The sequence below is a fragment of the Sphingobium sp. genome, assembly GCF_041987595.1.
Classification (GTDB): Bacteria; Pseudomonadota; Alphaproteobacteria; order Sphingomonadales; family Sphingomonadaceae; genus Sphingobium.
The window spans coordinates 1-14,745 of the sequence record NZ_JBHIWJ010000097.1 but is presented as its reverse complement, the minus strand read 5'-3'; the positions used below and the strand labels follow the sequence as shown (position 1 = coordinate 14,745).

Genomic DNA, 14,745 nt, shown 5'->3' with positions numbered 1-14,745 from the left:
TGCTGCCGGCGAGGTCTGCGGAGCCGCCGAGGACGGCCCCGCGCCGAGGCTTCTGGCAAGCTTCTCGAAGTGCTCGGCGTCGGAATCCTCGCCCATCATGGAGTAGGTTTCCGCGATGCGGAGCAGGACGGCGCTGTCGTCCTTGAGGCAGAGATAGAGATGTCCGGAAGCCGCCCGCTTGAACCCCGAAATCTCGCCGCGGATACGCACATGGCCAAAACGGTCCTCGACCGTGCGCTTCAACACGGCCGACAATTCGCTCACCGAAAGCGGCGGCGCGTTGTCCCCTGAGCGTTCCTCCGCTAACAGGCGCCCCGAGACATCGAAACCAGCTTCATATTCCGGGGACATGGGCGAAATGAACATCCTTCTGTTGGGCGGCGGCGGCCGCGAACATGCGCTGGCGTGGAAGCTGGCGCAATCGCCCGCCCTCACCACCCTTTATGCCGCGCCGGGCAACCCCGGCATAGCCCAGCATGCGACGTTGGTCGACCTTGATGCCACGGATCATCGCGCCGTCGTCGATTTCTGCCTGCGCCATTCGATCGGCCTGGTGGTGATCGGCCCGGAAGCGCCGCTGGTGGACGGCCTGGCCGACAATCTGCGGGTGAAGGGCTATCCGGTCTTTGGCCCCGGCAGGAAGGCGGCGCAGCTGGAAGGATCCAAGGGCTTCACCAAGGACCTTTGCAAGCGCGCCAATATCCCGACCGCCGCCTATGAGCGCCTCTCCAGCAAGGATGGCGCGATCGCCGCGCTCGACGATTTCGGCCTGCCGGTGGTCATCAAGGCCGACGGCCTGGCAGCGGGCAAGGGCGTCATCATCGCCGAAACCCGGCAGCAGGCGGTCGAGGCGATCGAGGACATGTTCTCCGGCGCGTTCGGCGCGGCGGGCGCCGAAGTGGTGCTGGAAGAATTCATGACCGGCGAAGAGGCGAGCTTCTTCGCGCTCACCGACGGCAGCGCGATCCTGCCCTTCGGATCGGCGCAGGACCACAAGCGCGTCGGCGACGGTGACACCGGCCCCAATACCGGCGGCATGGGCGCCTACAGCCCGGCGCGGGTGCTGACGCCGGAACTGGAGGCGGAGGTGATCGAAAAGATCCTGCGCCCGACCGTCGACACGCTCGCTGCCGAGGGCATGCCCTATAGCGGCGTGCTCTATGCGGGTCTGATGCTGACCGCCGAAGGGCCGAAGCTGATCGAATATAATGCCCGCTTCGGCGATCCCGAATGTCAGGTGCTGATGATGCGCTTCGACGGCGATCTGGTCGAACTGCTGCTTGCCGTGGCGCAGGGCAGGCTGGCCGATCAGGGTCCGGTGGAGCTGGCGGAGCGGGCCGCGCTCACCATCGTCATGGCCGCCAACGGCTATCCCGGCACCCCCGAAAAGGGCGGCGCGATCACCGGCATCGACGCGGCGGAGGCCACCGGCGCCCGCGTTTTCCACGCCGGCACGGCGGACAGGGATGGCGCGATCGTCGCCAATGGCGGCCGCGTCCTCAACGTCACGGCCACCGGCGACACGGTGAAGGCGGCGCAGGAAGCGGCCTACCGGGCTGTCGACGCGATCGGCTTTCCCACCGGCTTCTGCCGCCGGGATATTGGCTGGCGCGAGGTCGCGCGCGAGGAAGCGGCGCGCTGACCCCTTGCCGCCTGCGGTCAAGCGCCCTTAAATAAGGCAAAGTCAGTCAGGGAGGGACGATCGATGCAAGAATTTTTCATGGACTATGGCCTGTGGCTGCTGATCGCGCTGCTGGTCATCATCGGCATCGTCTTCCTGCTGTCGGGACGCAGCAAGCCTGCCGAGCCGCCGGCCCCGGTCGATGTCAGGCCGGTGGCTGCGCCCGTCGCCGCTCCGGCGGTGGCCCCGGTAGAGCCGGTGGCCGCAACCCCGGTGGAGCCGGTCGCAGTGGCGCCGGAGCCCGTCATGGCGCCGCCCGCGCCTCAGCCGATCCCGACTTCTCCGGCCGTCGCGGCGCCGGTCGACGGCGCCGACGATCTGCTGAGGCTCAAGGGCGTGGGTCCCAAGCTGAGCAGCCTGCTGACCGAACTGGGCGTCACCCGCTATGCCCAGATTGCGGGCTGGAGCGAGGCGGACATCGCCGCCATCGATGCCCGGCTGGGCAATTTCAAGGGCCGCCCGGTGCGCGACCAGTGGGTGGATCAGGCAAAATATCTCGCCGCTGGCGATATTGCCGGGTTCGAAGCCAAATATGGCAAGATCTGAACCGTCAGGCCGGTAGCGGAGCCGGGGGCAGCGCGGACGATGCCGCGCCCCGCCGCTCCGGCAGGCTGCCGAACAGGATGGGCAGCAGCGCGCTGCGCGCCGCCAGCCGGTTGGCGGCGGCCAGCAGCAGGATCGACAGCGCCAGCGTCGCCAGCGCCCCCACGTCGGTCATGATAACAACGCCCATGATCAGCGGGTGCCAGAGGTAGAAGAACAGGCTGTCGCGCCCGATCGCATTGACCGGCGCAAAATCCACCCGCAGCGCCGACAGGGCTGGCAGCAGCGCGATCAGCCCCAGATTCATCAGCAGCCGCGCCGGGACATAGGCGAAATTATCGCCCGCATCATAAAGGCCCGACCACCAGACCAGCCCCAGCATGGCGACGGCCAGGGCAAGGGGCAGATCGCGGCGCGACACCGGCCGTTCGGCCACCAGCATGCCGAAGAAGAAATAGACCGGATAGCGCAGGAACCGGCTGTCGAGCGACAACAGGCTGTCGCCGACAGGCCCATGGCCAAGCCCGAAGCCATACAAGATCGACAGGCTGACCGGCGCGCCGATCGCCAGCAGCGCCAGGGGGGAAAAGGGCAACAGCCGGGTCAGCATGACCAGGAAGAACAGCGCGGGCACATACCAGAGGTGGAAGGGCGGCCGGAACAGAAGGTCGAAAGGCAGGCTCCAGCGCAGGGCCTCGCCGCTGATCAGCATATAGACGATCCCGGCAAAGGCCCAGGGCAGCAGCATCCGCCTGCCGTAACGCGACAGCAGGTCCGGCGCGGACGCGGTGCGGGTGCGGGTGACGTTCAGCAGATAGCCGGAAATGCCCACCATCAGCGGCATGCGAAAGCCGGAACCGACCCACAGCGCCAGATCATGGCCGCCGACCAGCTCCATCACATGCCCGCTCATGACGAGCAGGATCAACACGCCCTTCAGCAGGTCGATAGACGGATTCTTGCCCACGAAAATTGCCCCAGAGCCCCGGTCGGAACGATAGCGTTACAATCCTTGCAACATTATTAAGGCGGAACGACGGAAATGAGCGCTTTCCAGCAAGAAAAAAGGCTTTAGGTATAACTTTCGATGGGGATGCCTCCGCTACGACGTCTCGACGCCTCGCCCTTGGCCAAGATGATGCTGGCGGCCCTCGTCTTTTGCCTGATCGTCGGCGGATGGCTTGCCGTTCAGCAGTACAGACAGTCCACCGCCACCCTGCCCGACGACAATCCGCGGCAGGGCGCCTGTTCGCTCTGGTTCGTGGGCAGTTCTTCCATGCATCGCTGGACGAGTCTTGGTCAGGACATGGCGCCCTGGACCACGCATAATCGCGGCATCGACAATGCGACCTTCGCCGACCTCCTGCCGCGCTTCGCCAATGCGAAGGATGATCCGCGCCCGGCCGCCATCATCCTCTACGCCGGAGAAAACGACATCGCGAACGGCACCCCCGTCCGCACCGTGATCCGCGAACTGGCGCATTTCCTCGACCTGCGCAGCCGGATGATGGGGGACGTGCCGGTGCTGATATTGTCGATGAAGCCCAGCCCCACCCGCTGGTCCAGCTTTCGCGACCAGCAATTGTTCAACGCGGCGGCACAGCGTCTGATCCCGCATGCGCGGCGCGCTTATTATGCGGACATTGCCGGTCCGCTGCTGAAAGACGGCAGACTGGGCCACAATTACCATCCCGATGGCGTGCACATGAACCCCGCGGGTTACCGCATCTGGGCCGGGGTCGTGCGCAGGCGGCTGGGCGAAATCCTGCCGGCGGATAGCCTGCGGGGCTGCGCGCCTTGATCGATTTCAAACCGGATGGACTCGTCCGGCGGACAGCGGATGGGCAGGGACATCAGCCCCGTCCCAATATCTCCCGCGCACGCGGCGCAAGCCGCTCGGCGGCGGCGGCATGGATGCCCGGGGCCGAGCAAAGCAGGCCGAAGGCGGTCGGTTGCGGCCGGTTGAAGGAAAAGGGGTTGCTGAGCGCATCCGTCACGATCGCGCCCGCCTCCTGCGCGATCAGCGCGGCGGCGGCGACATCCCATTCATTGCCCCAGCGCACGGTCGCGACCAGATCGGCCTCGTCCGCGGCCACCATCGCCATGCGCAGCGCGATGCTGTTGGGCTTGTCCACCGTCACCAGATCGCGGTCGTAGCGCGGCAACTGATCCGCAGGCACGCGCGCTCCGGGTAGGCTGCTGCGCGGTCCCGCCCGCAGGGTCCGGCCGTTGCGGGTGGCGCCGCCGCCCGCCCGCGCCACCCACAGCTCATTGCGCGCGGGCGCGGCCAATATGCCGATCTGCACCTCGCCATGCTCGACCAGCGCGACCGATACCGCCCAGCCGGGCTTGCCGCGCAGATAATCGCGCGTGCCGTCGATCGGGTCCACCACCCAGACGCGGGACAGGTTCAGCCGGTGCACGGTGTCCGCGGTTTCCTCCGACAGCCAGCCCGCCGACGGATCGAGCGCCGCGAGCCGCTCGCGCAACATCGCGTCCAGCTCCAGATCGGCTTCGCACACCGGATGGCCGGGCACCTTTTCCCACTGGCGCACCTGCGTCTGCCCGCCCGCCCAGAGCGTCAGCGCGCGGTCGGCCGCGTCGGAGACGACCGAAACCAGTTGACGCAGGGGGATATCAGCCGCCGGCAACGGTCATCCCGTCGATGCGGATGGTCGGCACGTTCATGCCATAGCGGAAGACAAGGTCGTTGGCAGGCACCAGCGCCCGGAACATGTCCTTCAGATTGCTGGCGATGGTGATTTCCGACACGGCATGGCCGACCGCGCCATTTTCGATGAGGAAGCCCGCCGCCCCCCGGCTATAGTCGCCGGTGACGCCGTTGACGCCCATGCCGATCAGTTCGGTGACATAGAGGCCGCGTTTGACGTCGGCCATCAGGCCGCCGGGCGAGAGCGTGCCCGGCTCCATATGAACATTGGTGACGCCTGCGCCCGGCGCGCCGCTGCCGCCCCGGCTCGCATGGCCCGTCGGTTCAAGGCCCAGCTGCCGCGCCGAGGCGCTGTCCATCAGCCAGCCCGTCAGCACGCCCGCGTCGATCAGAGCGCGCCGCTCGACGGGCAGCCCTTCGCCATCGAAAGGCCGCGAGCGCAGCCCGCGCACCCGCAAAGGATCGTCGATGATGGTGACGCCCGCATCGAACAGCGCTTCGCCGAGCGAGTCCAGCAGGAAGCTCGACCGCCGCGCAATCGCCGGGCCGACCATGCCGCCGATCAGATGACCCACCAGACTGGAGCCGATACGCGGGTCGAAGATGACCGGCATGACGCCGCTTTCGACTTTCACCGGATGGAGCCGCGCCACGGCGCGATGCCCGGCGCGGGTGCCGACCGCCTCGGCATCGTCCAGATCCTCCAGATGGCGGACGCTGTGGCTGGCATGGTCGCGCTGCATGGCGGCGCCGGTTCCGGCGAGCACGCTCACCCAGGTCGAATGGCTCGTCCCGGCATAGGCCCCGGCAAAACCATGGCTGGTCGCCAGCGCCATCTGACTGCGGCCGGTCGCCGCGCCGCCGCCCTCGCTGTTGGTGACGCCCTGCACCGCCCGCGCCGCTTCCTCCGCAATCAGGGCACGTTCCCTGAGCTGCGCGGGTTCCGGCTCGAACGGATCGGCCAGATCGAGCGCGGGGAGCTTCTTCCTGAGCAGCCGGTCCTCCGGCGCCAGACCCGCATAGGGGTCTTCCGGCGCCTCGCGGGCCATGGCGATGCAGCGCTCCACCAGCGTCGCCAGCGTCGCCGGGTTCATGTCCGACGCGGCGATGCTGGCGGACCGCTGGCCGACAAAGACGCGCAGGCCGATTTCCTCGCCCTCCGACCGCTCGACATCCTCCAGCGCGCCCAGCCGCACCGATACGTTGGTCGAGGCGTTGCAGGCATAGATGGCGTCGGCCGCGTCCGCCCCCGCCCGGCGCGCCGCCGTCACCAGATCCTGCGCGCGCGACTGGGCTTCTTCGAGGCTGAGCATGGGGGAAATATAATCCTGAACTGAACAGATGCGAGAGGACCGGCCTTACGCGCTTGGGTCCGGGTCGGCAACCTGCCCGTCCGGCCCTACCCCTTCAACCCAATGCCGGAGGAGATGCCAGGCCACGGCCATGGGCGGCGGCGCGACGAAGGGCGCGCCCTCCTCTCCGGCAAGCGCGGCGCGCACGCCTGCGGCATCGCACCAGAAAGCATGTTCTATCTCGGTTTCGTCGAGCTTCAGCGCATCGTCGTCGGCCCGGGCGATACAGGCGATCATCAGCGAGGAGGGGAAGGGCCAGGGCTGGCTCATGACGTAGCTTACGCCATGGGTCGCGACGCCCGCTTCCTCCCTGATCTCGCGCATGACCGCCTCTTCCAGCGTTTCGCCCGGCTCGACGAAACCGGCGAGCGCGGAATAGCGCCCCTCCGGCCAGCTGTGCTGCCGCCCCAGCAGCACCCGGCCGTCATGTTCGGCCAGCATGATGACCACCGGATCAACCCGCGGGAAATGCTCAGCCCCGCAAGCGCCGCATTTGCGCGACCAGCCCGCCTTGGCCGGGGCCGAGCGCTGCCCGCAGACCGAACAGAAGCGGTGCCGGGCATGCCAGGAGAGCAGGCTGCGCGCTGCGCCATAGAGGGCGGCCTCATGCCCCGGCACCTCCGTTGCCGCCCCCCGGCTGCGCGGTGAGGCAAGGAAGCCGTCGGCCGCCTCCACCAGCAGCTCGGCGAAGATCGGCCGCTCGCGTTCATCGACGCCCAGCAACACGAAATCATCGGCGCGGGCATCGGCCGGCAGCGGCTCCATCACCAGATGGCCGTGGGCCACGACCGGATCCAGCCCCTCCAGCATCAGCCGGCGGGCGAGCGGCGAGGCAAAGGCCTCCGCCAGCAGGGCCGGGTTCGTGCGGATATGATCGACCCGGTCAAGGCGCCCCCCGGCATAACCCAAAAGCTGCGATTCCGGGCTGTTACGGCCGTGCATCGTCGACATTCTCCTTCATCGCCATTTCGGCTGCGCGGACGAACAGGGTCGGCAGGCCCGCTCTCCCGATCTCGGCCACCGGCCACCATTCGCCCTCTCCGGGCGGCGTCGCATCCTGACCGACATGGGCATGATGCACCGTCAAAGCCAGAGAGAAATGGGTAAAGACATGCGCGACCGGCGCAGCCAGCCTGCGCCAGCTTGCGGCAAGGGGCGGCGTCGCATCGGGCGCCTCGCTCCAGTCGGAGGACGGCAGGGCGCGCATGCCCCCCAGCATCCCCTTGTCCGGCCGCCTTACCAGCCAGACATGCCCGTCCGGCCGCTCGATCCACCAGCCATGGCCCAGCCGATGCGGCTTGGCCTTTTTCGCTGCCTTGACCGGGAAGGCCGCCGGATCGGCGGTTCCGAACGCCGCGCAATCCTCGCGCAAGGGGCAGATGCCGCAGGCCGGGTTCCGCGCCGTGCAGATGGTCGCGCCCAGATCCATCATCGCCTGCGCAAAGTCCCCGGCGCGCAGATCGGGCGTGATCGCATCGGTCGCCGCCCGAATCTCCGCCCGCCCTGCCGGCAAGGGCGTGTCGATGGCAAAGAGCCGCGCCACCACCCGCTCGACATTGGCGTCCACCACCACGGCGCGCCGCCCAAAAGCGATCGCCGCCACAGCTGCAGCCGTATAGGCGCCCACGCCGGGCAGAGCGCGCAGCCCCTCTTCGGTATCGGGAAACATGCCGCCATGCTCGCCCGCCACCGCCCGCGCACAGGCCAGCAGATTGCGGGCACGGGCATAATAGCCAAGCCCCGCCCAGGCGGCCATGACCTCGGCATCCTCCTCCGCCGCCAATGCGGCGACATCGGGCCAACGCGCCGTAAACTTCGCGAAATAGGGTCCCACCGCCGCCACCGTCGTCTGCTGGAGCATCACCTCCGACAGCCACACCCGATAGGGGTCGGCGGCATTGGCCCCCGGCGGCGCGCGCCACGGCAGCCTGCGCGCATGGACATCATAGTGCGCGAGCAGATCGCCTGCGATTTTCCTGGCTATACCCTCGACGCGCATGCCAGCCCTATGCCATTAAGATGCCGATGACGGAACGCCCAACGCCCTCTAAAAACAGCGCGCCCCCAAAAATGAAAGGCCGCAAGACGCGGGACGAAGACCGGCCCCGCGTCGGCGCCCCGCGCCGGATCGCGGACCTGATGCCCGCCATCGGCGCCGCCGCCTTCCGCAAGTTCGGCTTCGTCCAGTCCAGCATCGTCACCCGCTGGGCGGAGATTGTCGGCGCCCATTATGCCGCCATCAGCGAACCCGAATCGATCCGTTTCCCCGCGGGCAAGAAGGCGGGCGGCACGCTGCAACTCACGGTGATGAGCGGCCATGCGCCGATGATCCAGCATGTGCTGCCGGACATTGTCGACCGGGTGAACCGCTTTTTCGGCTATGCCGCCGTCGCCAGGGTCTCGATGAAACAGGGCATGATCCGCCCGGCCGAACCGGAACGCCGGCCGCCGCCAAGGAACCTCAAGCCCATTCCGGTCGAACTGGGCGATTCGCTGCGCGACATCGGCGATCCCGAACTGCGCGCCGTGCTCGAATCGCTCGCGCAGGGGCTTGCCAATTCCAGCGGCTTGCCCAAGATCAGCTGATCGGTTCAATCGCCGTACAGGGGCGGCGCTTCATGGGATATCGCATGACGAAATTTCGCCTGGCTCTGCTTGCCCTGCTCGCCATTCCCGCGAGCGCTTTCGCCGCTCCCGCCGCCAATTGGGTGAGTGCGGTCGCCCTCTCGCCCATCGGCGGCCATGTGCTGGGCAACCCCGCCGCCCCATCGAAGCTGGTAGAATATGTGAGCTACACCTGCTCCCACTGCGCCCATTTCGTGGGGGAGGCGAGCGGTCCGCTCAAGGCCAATTACGTCAGGACCGGCAAGGTCAGCGTCGAGGTGCGCAACGCCGTGCGCGACAGATATGACCTGACCGCCGCCCTGCTGGCCCGCTGCGGCGGCCCGAGGCGCTTCTTCGGCAATCATGAGGCGCTGTTCGCCAATCAGGACGCCTGGATGGAAAAGCTGCAGGCCTATGACAGGGACGCCGCCAAGCCCGCCGACCAGAAGGCCGCCCTGCGCGACATCGGGCAAAAGACCGGCCTTTACGCGCTGATGGCCAAGCGCGGCTTCACCCCTGCCCAGCTCGACGCCTGCATCGCCAGCCCCGCCGCCATGAAGCAAATCCTCGCCATGACCGACGAGGCGTGGAACAAGGTGCAGATTTCCGGCACCCCCGCTTTCACCCTGAACGGCACTTTGGTCCGGGGGTCCGACTGGACCCATCTTCAGGCCGCATTGCCCGACGTGGCGCAGTAATCTAAACAGTTCCCCGACCACTCGCCCGACAAGCGGAGCCAAAACAACGTGAAAGCCCTTTCCGGACTTGCCCTGATCGCCCTTTCCCTGACCGTCGCCGCGTGCGGCAAGAAGGACGGATCCAGCCTGACCTCCGCCGATCCGGTCGCCGCCGTCGCTGCGCCCGCCGGCACCAAATGGTCGGAAACCATCGCGACGACGCCCGACGGCCATTTCGTCATGGGCAATCCCAATGCGAAGGTGAAGCTGATCGAATATGGCAGCTACACCTGCTCCCACTGCCGCGATTTCGCCCATGAATCGGCCGAGGAACTCAGGCAGATCGTCGACAGCGGCAAGATGAGCTTCGAATTCCGCAACTATGTGCGCGACCCGATCGACATTTCGACCGCGTTGCTGGCGCGCTGCGGCGGGAAGGATATTTTCTATCCCCTGTCCGAACAGTTTTTCGCCAACCAGAATGCCATGTTCGAAAAAGCGCAGGCGCTGGGCGACGAGAAATACAAAGCGCTGATGAGCGCACCCCCGGCGCAACGCTTCGGCCAGCTGGCGGCCGCCATCGGGCTGGTCGACTTCGCCAAGCAGCGCGGCATCGCGGAGGATCAGGCCAAACAGTGTCTGGCCGATACCGCCGCCGCCGAAAAGCTGGCCAAGGGCGTGGAAGACGCCAATCAGCAATTTAAGATCGAAGGCACGCCGACCTTCATTCTCAATGGCGTGATGGTGGAAAACACCGCCGCCTGGCCGGCGCTGCGCACCAAGCTCAAGGACGCGGGTATCTGATTGGATAAAAGGGGGCTGACATCGTCGATCCGGCTTCCCGCTGAGGGCGGGGCGGCATATCGCTGCCCCGACCGACTCTCATGCAGATAAGGCGCCTCAAACTTTCGGGCTTCAAGAGCTTCGTCGATCCGACGGAGCTGCGCATCGAACCCGGCCTCACCGGCATTGTCGGGCCGAACGGTTGCGGCAAGTCGAACCTGCTCGAAGCGATCCGCTGGGTCATGGGCGAATCCAGCGCCAAGTCGATGCGCGGCGGCGGCATGGAGGATGTGATCTTCGCGGGCACCTCCACCCGCCCCCAGCGCGATTTCGCCGAAGTCTCCCTGCTCACCATTCAGGAACAGGGCGAGCTGTTCAACGCGGTCGAGGTCGGCTCCGACGGCGAGCTGGAAGTCACCCGCCGGATCGAGCGGGGCGCGGGCAGCGCCTACAGGGCCAATGGCCGCGACGTCCGCGCCAAGGATGTGGCGCTGATCTTCGCCGACGCCGCCACCGGCCCGCATAGTCCCGCTTTGGTCAGCCAGGGCCGCATCGCCGCCGTCATCGCCGCCCGCCCGCAGGAACGCCGCGCCATGCTGGAGGAAGCGGCGGGCATTTCCGGTCTCCACGTCCGCCGCAAGGATGCGGAACAGAAACTCCGTGCCGCCGAAGCCAATCTGATGCGGCTGGACGAGATTCTGTCCGACATGGACGCCCGCGCCAACAGCCTGCGCCGTCAGGCCAAGGCGGCGGAGCGCTATATCCGCCTGTCCGAACAGATCCGCATCGCCGAGGCGCGCACCCTCTTCGCCCGCTGGCGTGAGGCCGCCGCCAGCGCCGACGCCGCCCGCACGGAGGCGAAGCAGGCCGAAACCGCCGTCGTCGCCGCGCAGGAGGCGCAGGCCGCCGCCGCCGTCCACGCCAATGCCGCCGTCGAGGCGCTGGCCGCAAAACGCGCCGCCGCCCAGACCGCCCGCGACGCTGCCAGCGAAGCGGGGCACAGGCTCACGGCCCTGCGCACCGAGCGCGACGGCGTGGTGCGCCGCCTCCACGATCTCGCGCAGCAGGCCGACCGGCTGGAAGAAGACCGGGAACGCGAAGGCACGCTTGCCAATGACGCGGCGGAGGCGATTGCCCGGCTCACCGGCGAAATCGCCGCGCTCAAGGCCCGCATCGCGGAGACAGAAGCGATGCGCCCCGATTTCGCGGCACGCATCGCCCGCGCCGAGGACGCCGCCCGCGACGCCGAGCTGGATCTCGCCAAAGCCATGGCGAAGCAGGCGGGCGAACAGGCCGAACTGCGCGTCGCCGAAGCCGCGCTGGCCGCCGCCCGCGCCGCCGAGCGCGCCCAGCGCGAAGCCGACCGCCTGGAAGCCGAAGCCGCCGCCTTGCCCGACGCCGCCCCGCTCGAAGCCAAACGCGGCGAGGCCCTGACCGCTGGGCAGCAGGCCAGCGCCGACCGCGACGCCGCCGAAGCCGCGATCCGCACCGCCGAAACCAGCCGCGCCGAGGCCGCCGAGGCCCGCGCCGGCGCCGAAGCCGCGCTCTCCTCCGCCCGCGCCGCACTGGCCGCGCTCGACAGCGAAGCCGCCGCACTCAAACGCGCCGTCGACAGCGGCGCCAACAACCGCAGCCGCGCCCTCGACCAGTTGAAGGCCGCTCCGGGCTATGAACGGGCGCTGGCCGCCGCATTGGGCGACGATCTGGAGGCCCCGATTGCCGCGGAAGGCAAGCGCCGCTGGGCCGGCGCGACCGCGCTCGACGGCGATCCCGCCCTGCCCGCGGGCTGCACGGCGCTTTCCGCTTATGTCACCGCGCCCGCCGAACTGGCCCGCCGTCTGGCGCAGGTCGCGGTGGCGGACAGCGATGACGGCCAGCCCCTCGCCGTCGGCCAGCGGCTCGTGACGAAGGACGGCCAGCTCCGCCGCTGGGACGGTTATGTCGCCGCCGAAGGCGGCGCAGCGGCGGCCGAACGGCTGATCCGCCTCAACCGCCTGGAAGCCATCGCCACCGCCCGCCCCGCCGCCGAGGCCGAAGTCGAAGGCGCCCGCACCGCGCAGGACGCCGCCTCGACCCGCGAACGCGACGCCGCCCAGACGCTCGCCACCGGCCGCGCGCAGCTTGGCAGCGCCGATCAGCGCCTGCGCACCGCCCTGCGCGCCGCCGACGAAGCCGCCACCGCGATCGAGCGGCTGTCGGGCCGCCGCGAAGCGATCGAGGAGCGCCTCGCCGAAGCCCGCGCCGACTTGCATGCCGCGCAGGCCGAATATGACAAGGCCGAGGCCAGCCGCGCCGCCATGCCCGACGGCGAGGAAACCCGCACTCTCGTCGCCACGCTGCAACAGGCGAGCGAAAAGGCCCGCCTCGCCGTCAGCCAGTTGCAGGCCGATCAGGCGCTGGCCGACCGCGCGCTTGCCAGCGACCGCGAACGCATGGCCGCCGCCGATGCGGAGGCGAAAGGCTGGCGCGCCCGCGCAGGCGAAGCGGCCAAGCGCATCGCCGCCATGGTCGAACGGGGCGAAGCCATCGCGCAGGAACGCGCCGAAATCGCCGACCAGCCCGACCGCCTCGCCGCCGCCATCGCGGGCTTGAGCGAACAGGGCAACGCGCTGACGGAGGCCGCCGACGCCGCCCGCTACGCGGAAAGCGAGGCCGAAGCCGCCCTGCGCACCGCCGAACGGCGCGCTTCGCAGGCGGGCGAAACCCTCGCGGGATGCCGCGAGGCCCGCGCCACCGCCGTCGCCCGCGCCGAGGCGGCCGATGAAAAACGCGTCGAAACCAACCGCCTCTCGGGCGAGCGCTTCGAATGTCCGCCCCCGGTCCTGCCGGAAAAGCTGGGCTTTTCCAGCGCCGACATCCGAATCGCCCAGAGCGAACAGGCCGAGCATGACCGCCTCTCCACCGAGCGCGAGCGGATCGGGCCGGTCAACCTCGTCGCCGCGCAGGAACTGGAGGAGCTGGAAGCCACCCAGGCCACCAGCCGCGCCGAAAGCGAGGAACTCACGCAAGCGATCAACCGCCTGCGCGGATCGATCGGCAGCCTGAACCGCGAGGGCCGCCAGCGCCTGCTCGCCGCGTTCGAGGCGGTGGACGGCCATTTCCGCCGCCTCTTCACCACCCTGTTCAACGGCGGTCAGGCGCATCTGGAGCTGATCGACAGCGACGATCCGCTGGAAGCGGGCCTTGAGATCATGGCCCAGCCGCCGGGCAAGAAACTGGCTGCGCTCACGCTCCTGTCCGGCGGCGAACAGGCGCTGACCGCCGTGGCGCTGATCTTCGGGCTGTTCCTGACCAACCCCGCCCCGATCTGCGTGCTGGACGAAGTCGACGCGCCGCTGGACGACGCCAATGTCGAGCGGTTCTGCGACCTGCTCGACGCGATGGTGGGGCAGACCGACACCCGCTATCTGATCGTCAGCCACAATGCGGTGACGATGGCGCGCATGCACCGCCTGTTCGGCGTCACCATGGTCGAACGCGGGGTCAGCCGCCTCGTCTCGGTCAATCTGGGCGGCGCGGAGGCGCTGCTGGCCGCCGAATAGGGCTCAGCCCCGCTCCATCCACCCGCGCATCCGCCGGAACAGCCCGCGCTCGGCGATCGGCTCCAGCATCTCGCCCGGCCCTTCGGGGTCCAGCACCTCATTGTCCGCCAGCCACGCCTGCACATCGTTGAGATTCGACGTGACATATGGCCGCAGCGTCCGCCCCGGCCTGTCGCGCAACTGCTCGATCGCCGGGATCAGCCCCCGCTCGGCGATCACCGCCGCCACCCGCTCGACCGGCAGGTCCAGATGCTCGGCGATCAGGTCATCGCGAATCCCGCAAATCACCCCTTCCCGCCCGGCATTGGCGGGCAGCGCCGCATCGATCGTCACGTCGCATTCGGTATCGAGCCGCATGGAGCGGTTGTTCATGTTGGACGAGCCGACCCGCAGCACCCGGTCGTCGACGATCAGCACCTTGGCATGGACGTAGATGGGCTCGCCCCGCGCCGTGAAAGGGTGGTAAAGCCGCAGCTTCCCATAGGCATCCCGCGCCTTCAGCGCCTCGAACAACCGGGCGCGGGCGGTATCCATCGCCTGCTGCTCCAGCCAGCCATCGGCCTGCTGGGGATTGACGATGACGATCTCCGGCCCGTCCGCTTCGCCCAGCCGCGCCGCGATCGCCTCGGCAATGCGGCGGGACGCGAAATATTGGCTTTCGGCATAGATGGACGTCTTCGCCGAAGCGATCTGGTTCACATAGAGCTTCTCGATCTCGATCAGCGGCGCCTGATCCTCCATCTCCGGCGCGGAGCGGGCGATCGCGACGTCCACATTTTCGAACTGCACCGACAGCGCGTCGGGCCAGCAATCCTCCACGCCCTCGACCGGCGCCAGCGCATCGCCGCCGGCCAGCAGATGGCCCGGGGCGCTGCGCTCCAGCGCCTTCAGC

The 14,745-nt window shown here is 68.5% G+C and carries 14 protein-coding genes; 7 read left to right on the top strand and 7 right to left on the bottom strand.

Annotated features, from left to right (window positions below):
* A partial coding sequence (locus ACFC3J_RS18440) for an exodeoxyribonuclease VII large subunit (RefSeq protein ID WP_375197533.1) occupies window positions 1-351 on the bottom strand: 351 nt, incomplete at its 3' end.
* A 7-nt stretch (window positions 352-358) separates the two neighbouring features.
* Between ACFC3J_RS18440 and purD the strand changes: the two genes are divergently transcribed.
* Window positions 359-1,642 carry a phosphoribosylamine--glycine ligase gene (gene purD / locus ACFC3J_RS18435; RefSeq protein ID WP_375197532.1) on the top strand — a complete coding sequence of 428 codons (1,284 nt, stop codon included), beginning with the start codon at window positions 359-361 and terminating at the stop codon, window positions 1,640-1,642.
* A 63-nt stretch (window positions 1,643-1,705) separates the two neighbouring features.
* Entirely contained in the window at window positions 1,706-2,227 is a 522-nt protein-coding gene (locus ACFC3J_RS18430) for a hypothetical protein (protein WP_375197531.1), read from the top strand.
* Between the two features lie 4 nt (window positions 2,228-2,231).
* Here ACFC3J_RS18430 and ACFC3J_RS18425 read toward each other — a convergent pair whose 3' ends face one another.
* Window positions 2,232-3,191, bottom strand: a complete 960-nt coding sequence (locus tag ACFC3J_RS18425) for an acyltransferase family protein (protein ID WP_375197530.1) — start codon at window positions 3,189-3,191, stop codon at window positions 2,232-2,234.
* A 168-nt stretch (window positions 3,192-3,359) separates the two neighbouring features.
* Here ACFC3J_RS18425 and ACFC3J_RS18420 point away from each other — a divergent pair, with 168 nt between their 5' ends.
* Entirely contained in the window at window positions 3,360-4,025 is a 666-nt protein-coding gene (locus ACFC3J_RS18420; protein WP_375197529.1) for a GDSL-type esterase/lipase family protein, read from the top strand.
* 52 nt (window positions 4,026-4,077) lie between these two features.
* On the opposite strand, the gene ACFC3J_RS18415 is transcribed toward ACFC3J_RS18420, so the two are convergent.
* Genes ACFC3J_RS18415 through ACFC3J_RS18400 form a run of 4 tightly spaced genes read right to left on the bottom strand, consistent with a single transcriptional unit; the run spans window position 4,078 to window position 8,246 of the window.
* Window positions 4,078-4,875 (bottom strand): 3'(2'),5'-bisphosphate nucleotidase CysQ, encoded by a 798-nt coding sequence (locus ACFC3J_RS18415; RefSeq protein ID WP_375197528.1) that lies wholly within the window; start codon window positions 4,873-4,875, stop codon window positions 4,078-4,080.
* On the bottom strand, window positions 4,862-6,208 hold the full coding sequence (locus tag ACFC3J_RS18410; protein WP_375197527.1) for a TldD/PmbA family protein: 1,347 nt from the start codon (window positions 6,206-6,208) through the stop codon (window positions 4,862-4,864). The genes ACFC3J_RS18415 and ACFC3J_RS18410 overlap by 14 nt, the downstream gene beginning before the upstream one ends.
* Before the next feature lie 45 nt (window positions 6,209-6,253).
* A complete protein-coding gene (nudC, locus tag ACFC3J_RS18405; protein WP_375197534.1) occupies window positions 6,254-7,189 on the bottom strand; it encodes an NAD(+) diphosphatase in 936 nt (311 codons plus the stop codon).
* Window positions 7,176-8,246 (bottom strand): A/G-specific adenine glycosylase, encoded by a 1,071-nt coding sequence (locus ACFC3J_RS18400; protein WP_375197526.1) that lies wholly within the window; start codon window positions 8,244-8,246, stop codon window positions 7,176-7,178. The genes nudC and ACFC3J_RS18400 overlap by 14 nt, the downstream gene beginning before the upstream one ends.
* Before the next feature lie 26 nt (window positions 8,247-8,272).
* Here ACFC3J_RS18400 and ACFC3J_RS18395 point away from each other — a divergent pair, with 26 nt between their 5' ends.
* The 4 genes from ACFC3J_RS18395 to smc all read left to right on the top strand — a co-directional run bounded on the left by ACFC3J_RS18395 (window position 8,273) and on the right by smc (window position 13,853).
* Window positions 8,273-8,833 carry a DUF721 domain-containing protein gene (locus tag ACFC3J_RS18395; RefSeq protein ID WP_375197525.1) on the top strand — a complete coding sequence of 187 codons (561 nt, stop codon included), beginning with the start codon at window positions 8,273-8,275 and terminating at the stop codon, window positions 8,831-8,833.
* 44 nt (window positions 8,834-8,877) lie between these two features.
* On the top strand, window positions 8,878-9,549 hold the full coding sequence (locus ACFC3J_RS18390) for a thioredoxin domain-containing protein (RefSeq protein WP_375197524.1): 672 nt from the start codon (window positions 8,878-8,880) through the stop codon (window positions 9,547-9,549).
* A 48-nt stretch (window positions 9,550-9,597) separates the two neighbouring features.
* A complete protein-coding gene (locus ACFC3J_RS18385) occupies window positions 9,598-10,332 on the top strand; it encodes a thioredoxin domain-containing protein (protein ID WP_375197523.1) in 735 nt (244 codons plus the stop codon).
* A gap of 80 nt (window positions 10,333-10,412) precedes the next feature.
* Entirely contained in the window at window positions 10,413-13,853 is a 3,441-nt protein-coding gene (smc, locus tag ACFC3J_RS18380; protein WP_375197522.1) for a chromosome segregation protein SMC, read from the top strand.
* Window positions 13,854-13,856: 3 nt separating this feature from the next.
* Here the strand turns inward: smc and ACFC3J_RS18375 are convergent.
* The coding region (locus ACFC3J_RS18375; protein ID WP_375197521.1) for a phospholipase D-like domain-containing protein at window positions 13,857-14,745 on the bottom strand (889 nt) is incomplete at its 5' end.

Bases quoted from the DNA above. Each gene is read 5' to 3' on its own strand.
- purD (WP_375197532.1), top strand. From the start codon at position 359: ATGAACATCCTTCTGTTGGGCGGCGGCGGCCGCGAACATGCGCTGGCG.
- ACFC3J_RS18430 (WP_375197531.1), top strand. From the start codon at position 1,706: ATGCAAGAATTTTTCATGGACTATGGCCTGTGGCTGCTGATCGCGCTG.
- ACFC3J_RS18420 (WP_375197529.1), top strand. From the start codon at position 3,360: ATGATGCTGGCGGCCCTCGTCTTTTGCCTGATCGTCGGCGGATGGCTT.
- ACFC3J_RS18410 (WP_375197527.1), bottom strand. From the start codon at position 6,208: ATGCTCAGCCTCGAAGAAGCCCAGTCGCGCGCGCAGGATCTGGTGACG.
- nudC (WP_375197534.1), bottom strand. From the start codon at position 7,189: ATGCACGGCCGTAACAGCCCGGAATCGCAGCTTTTGGGTTATGCCGGG.
- ACFC3J_RS18400 (WP_375197526.1), bottom strand. From the start codon at position 8,246: ATGCGCGTCGAGGGTATAGCCAGGAAAATCGCAGGCGATCTGCTCGCG.
- ACFC3J_RS18395 (WP_375197525.1), top strand. From the start codon at position 8,273: ATGACGGAACGCCCAACGCCCTCTAAAAACAGCGCGCCCCCAAAAATG.
- ACFC3J_RS18390 (WP_375197524.1), top strand. From the start codon at position 8,878: ATGACGAAATTTCGCCTGGCTCTGCTTGCCCTGCTCGCCATTCCCGCG.
- smc (WP_375197522.1), top strand. From the start codon at position 10,413: ATGCAGATAAGGCGCCTCAAACTTTCGGGCTTCAAGAGCTTCGTCGAT.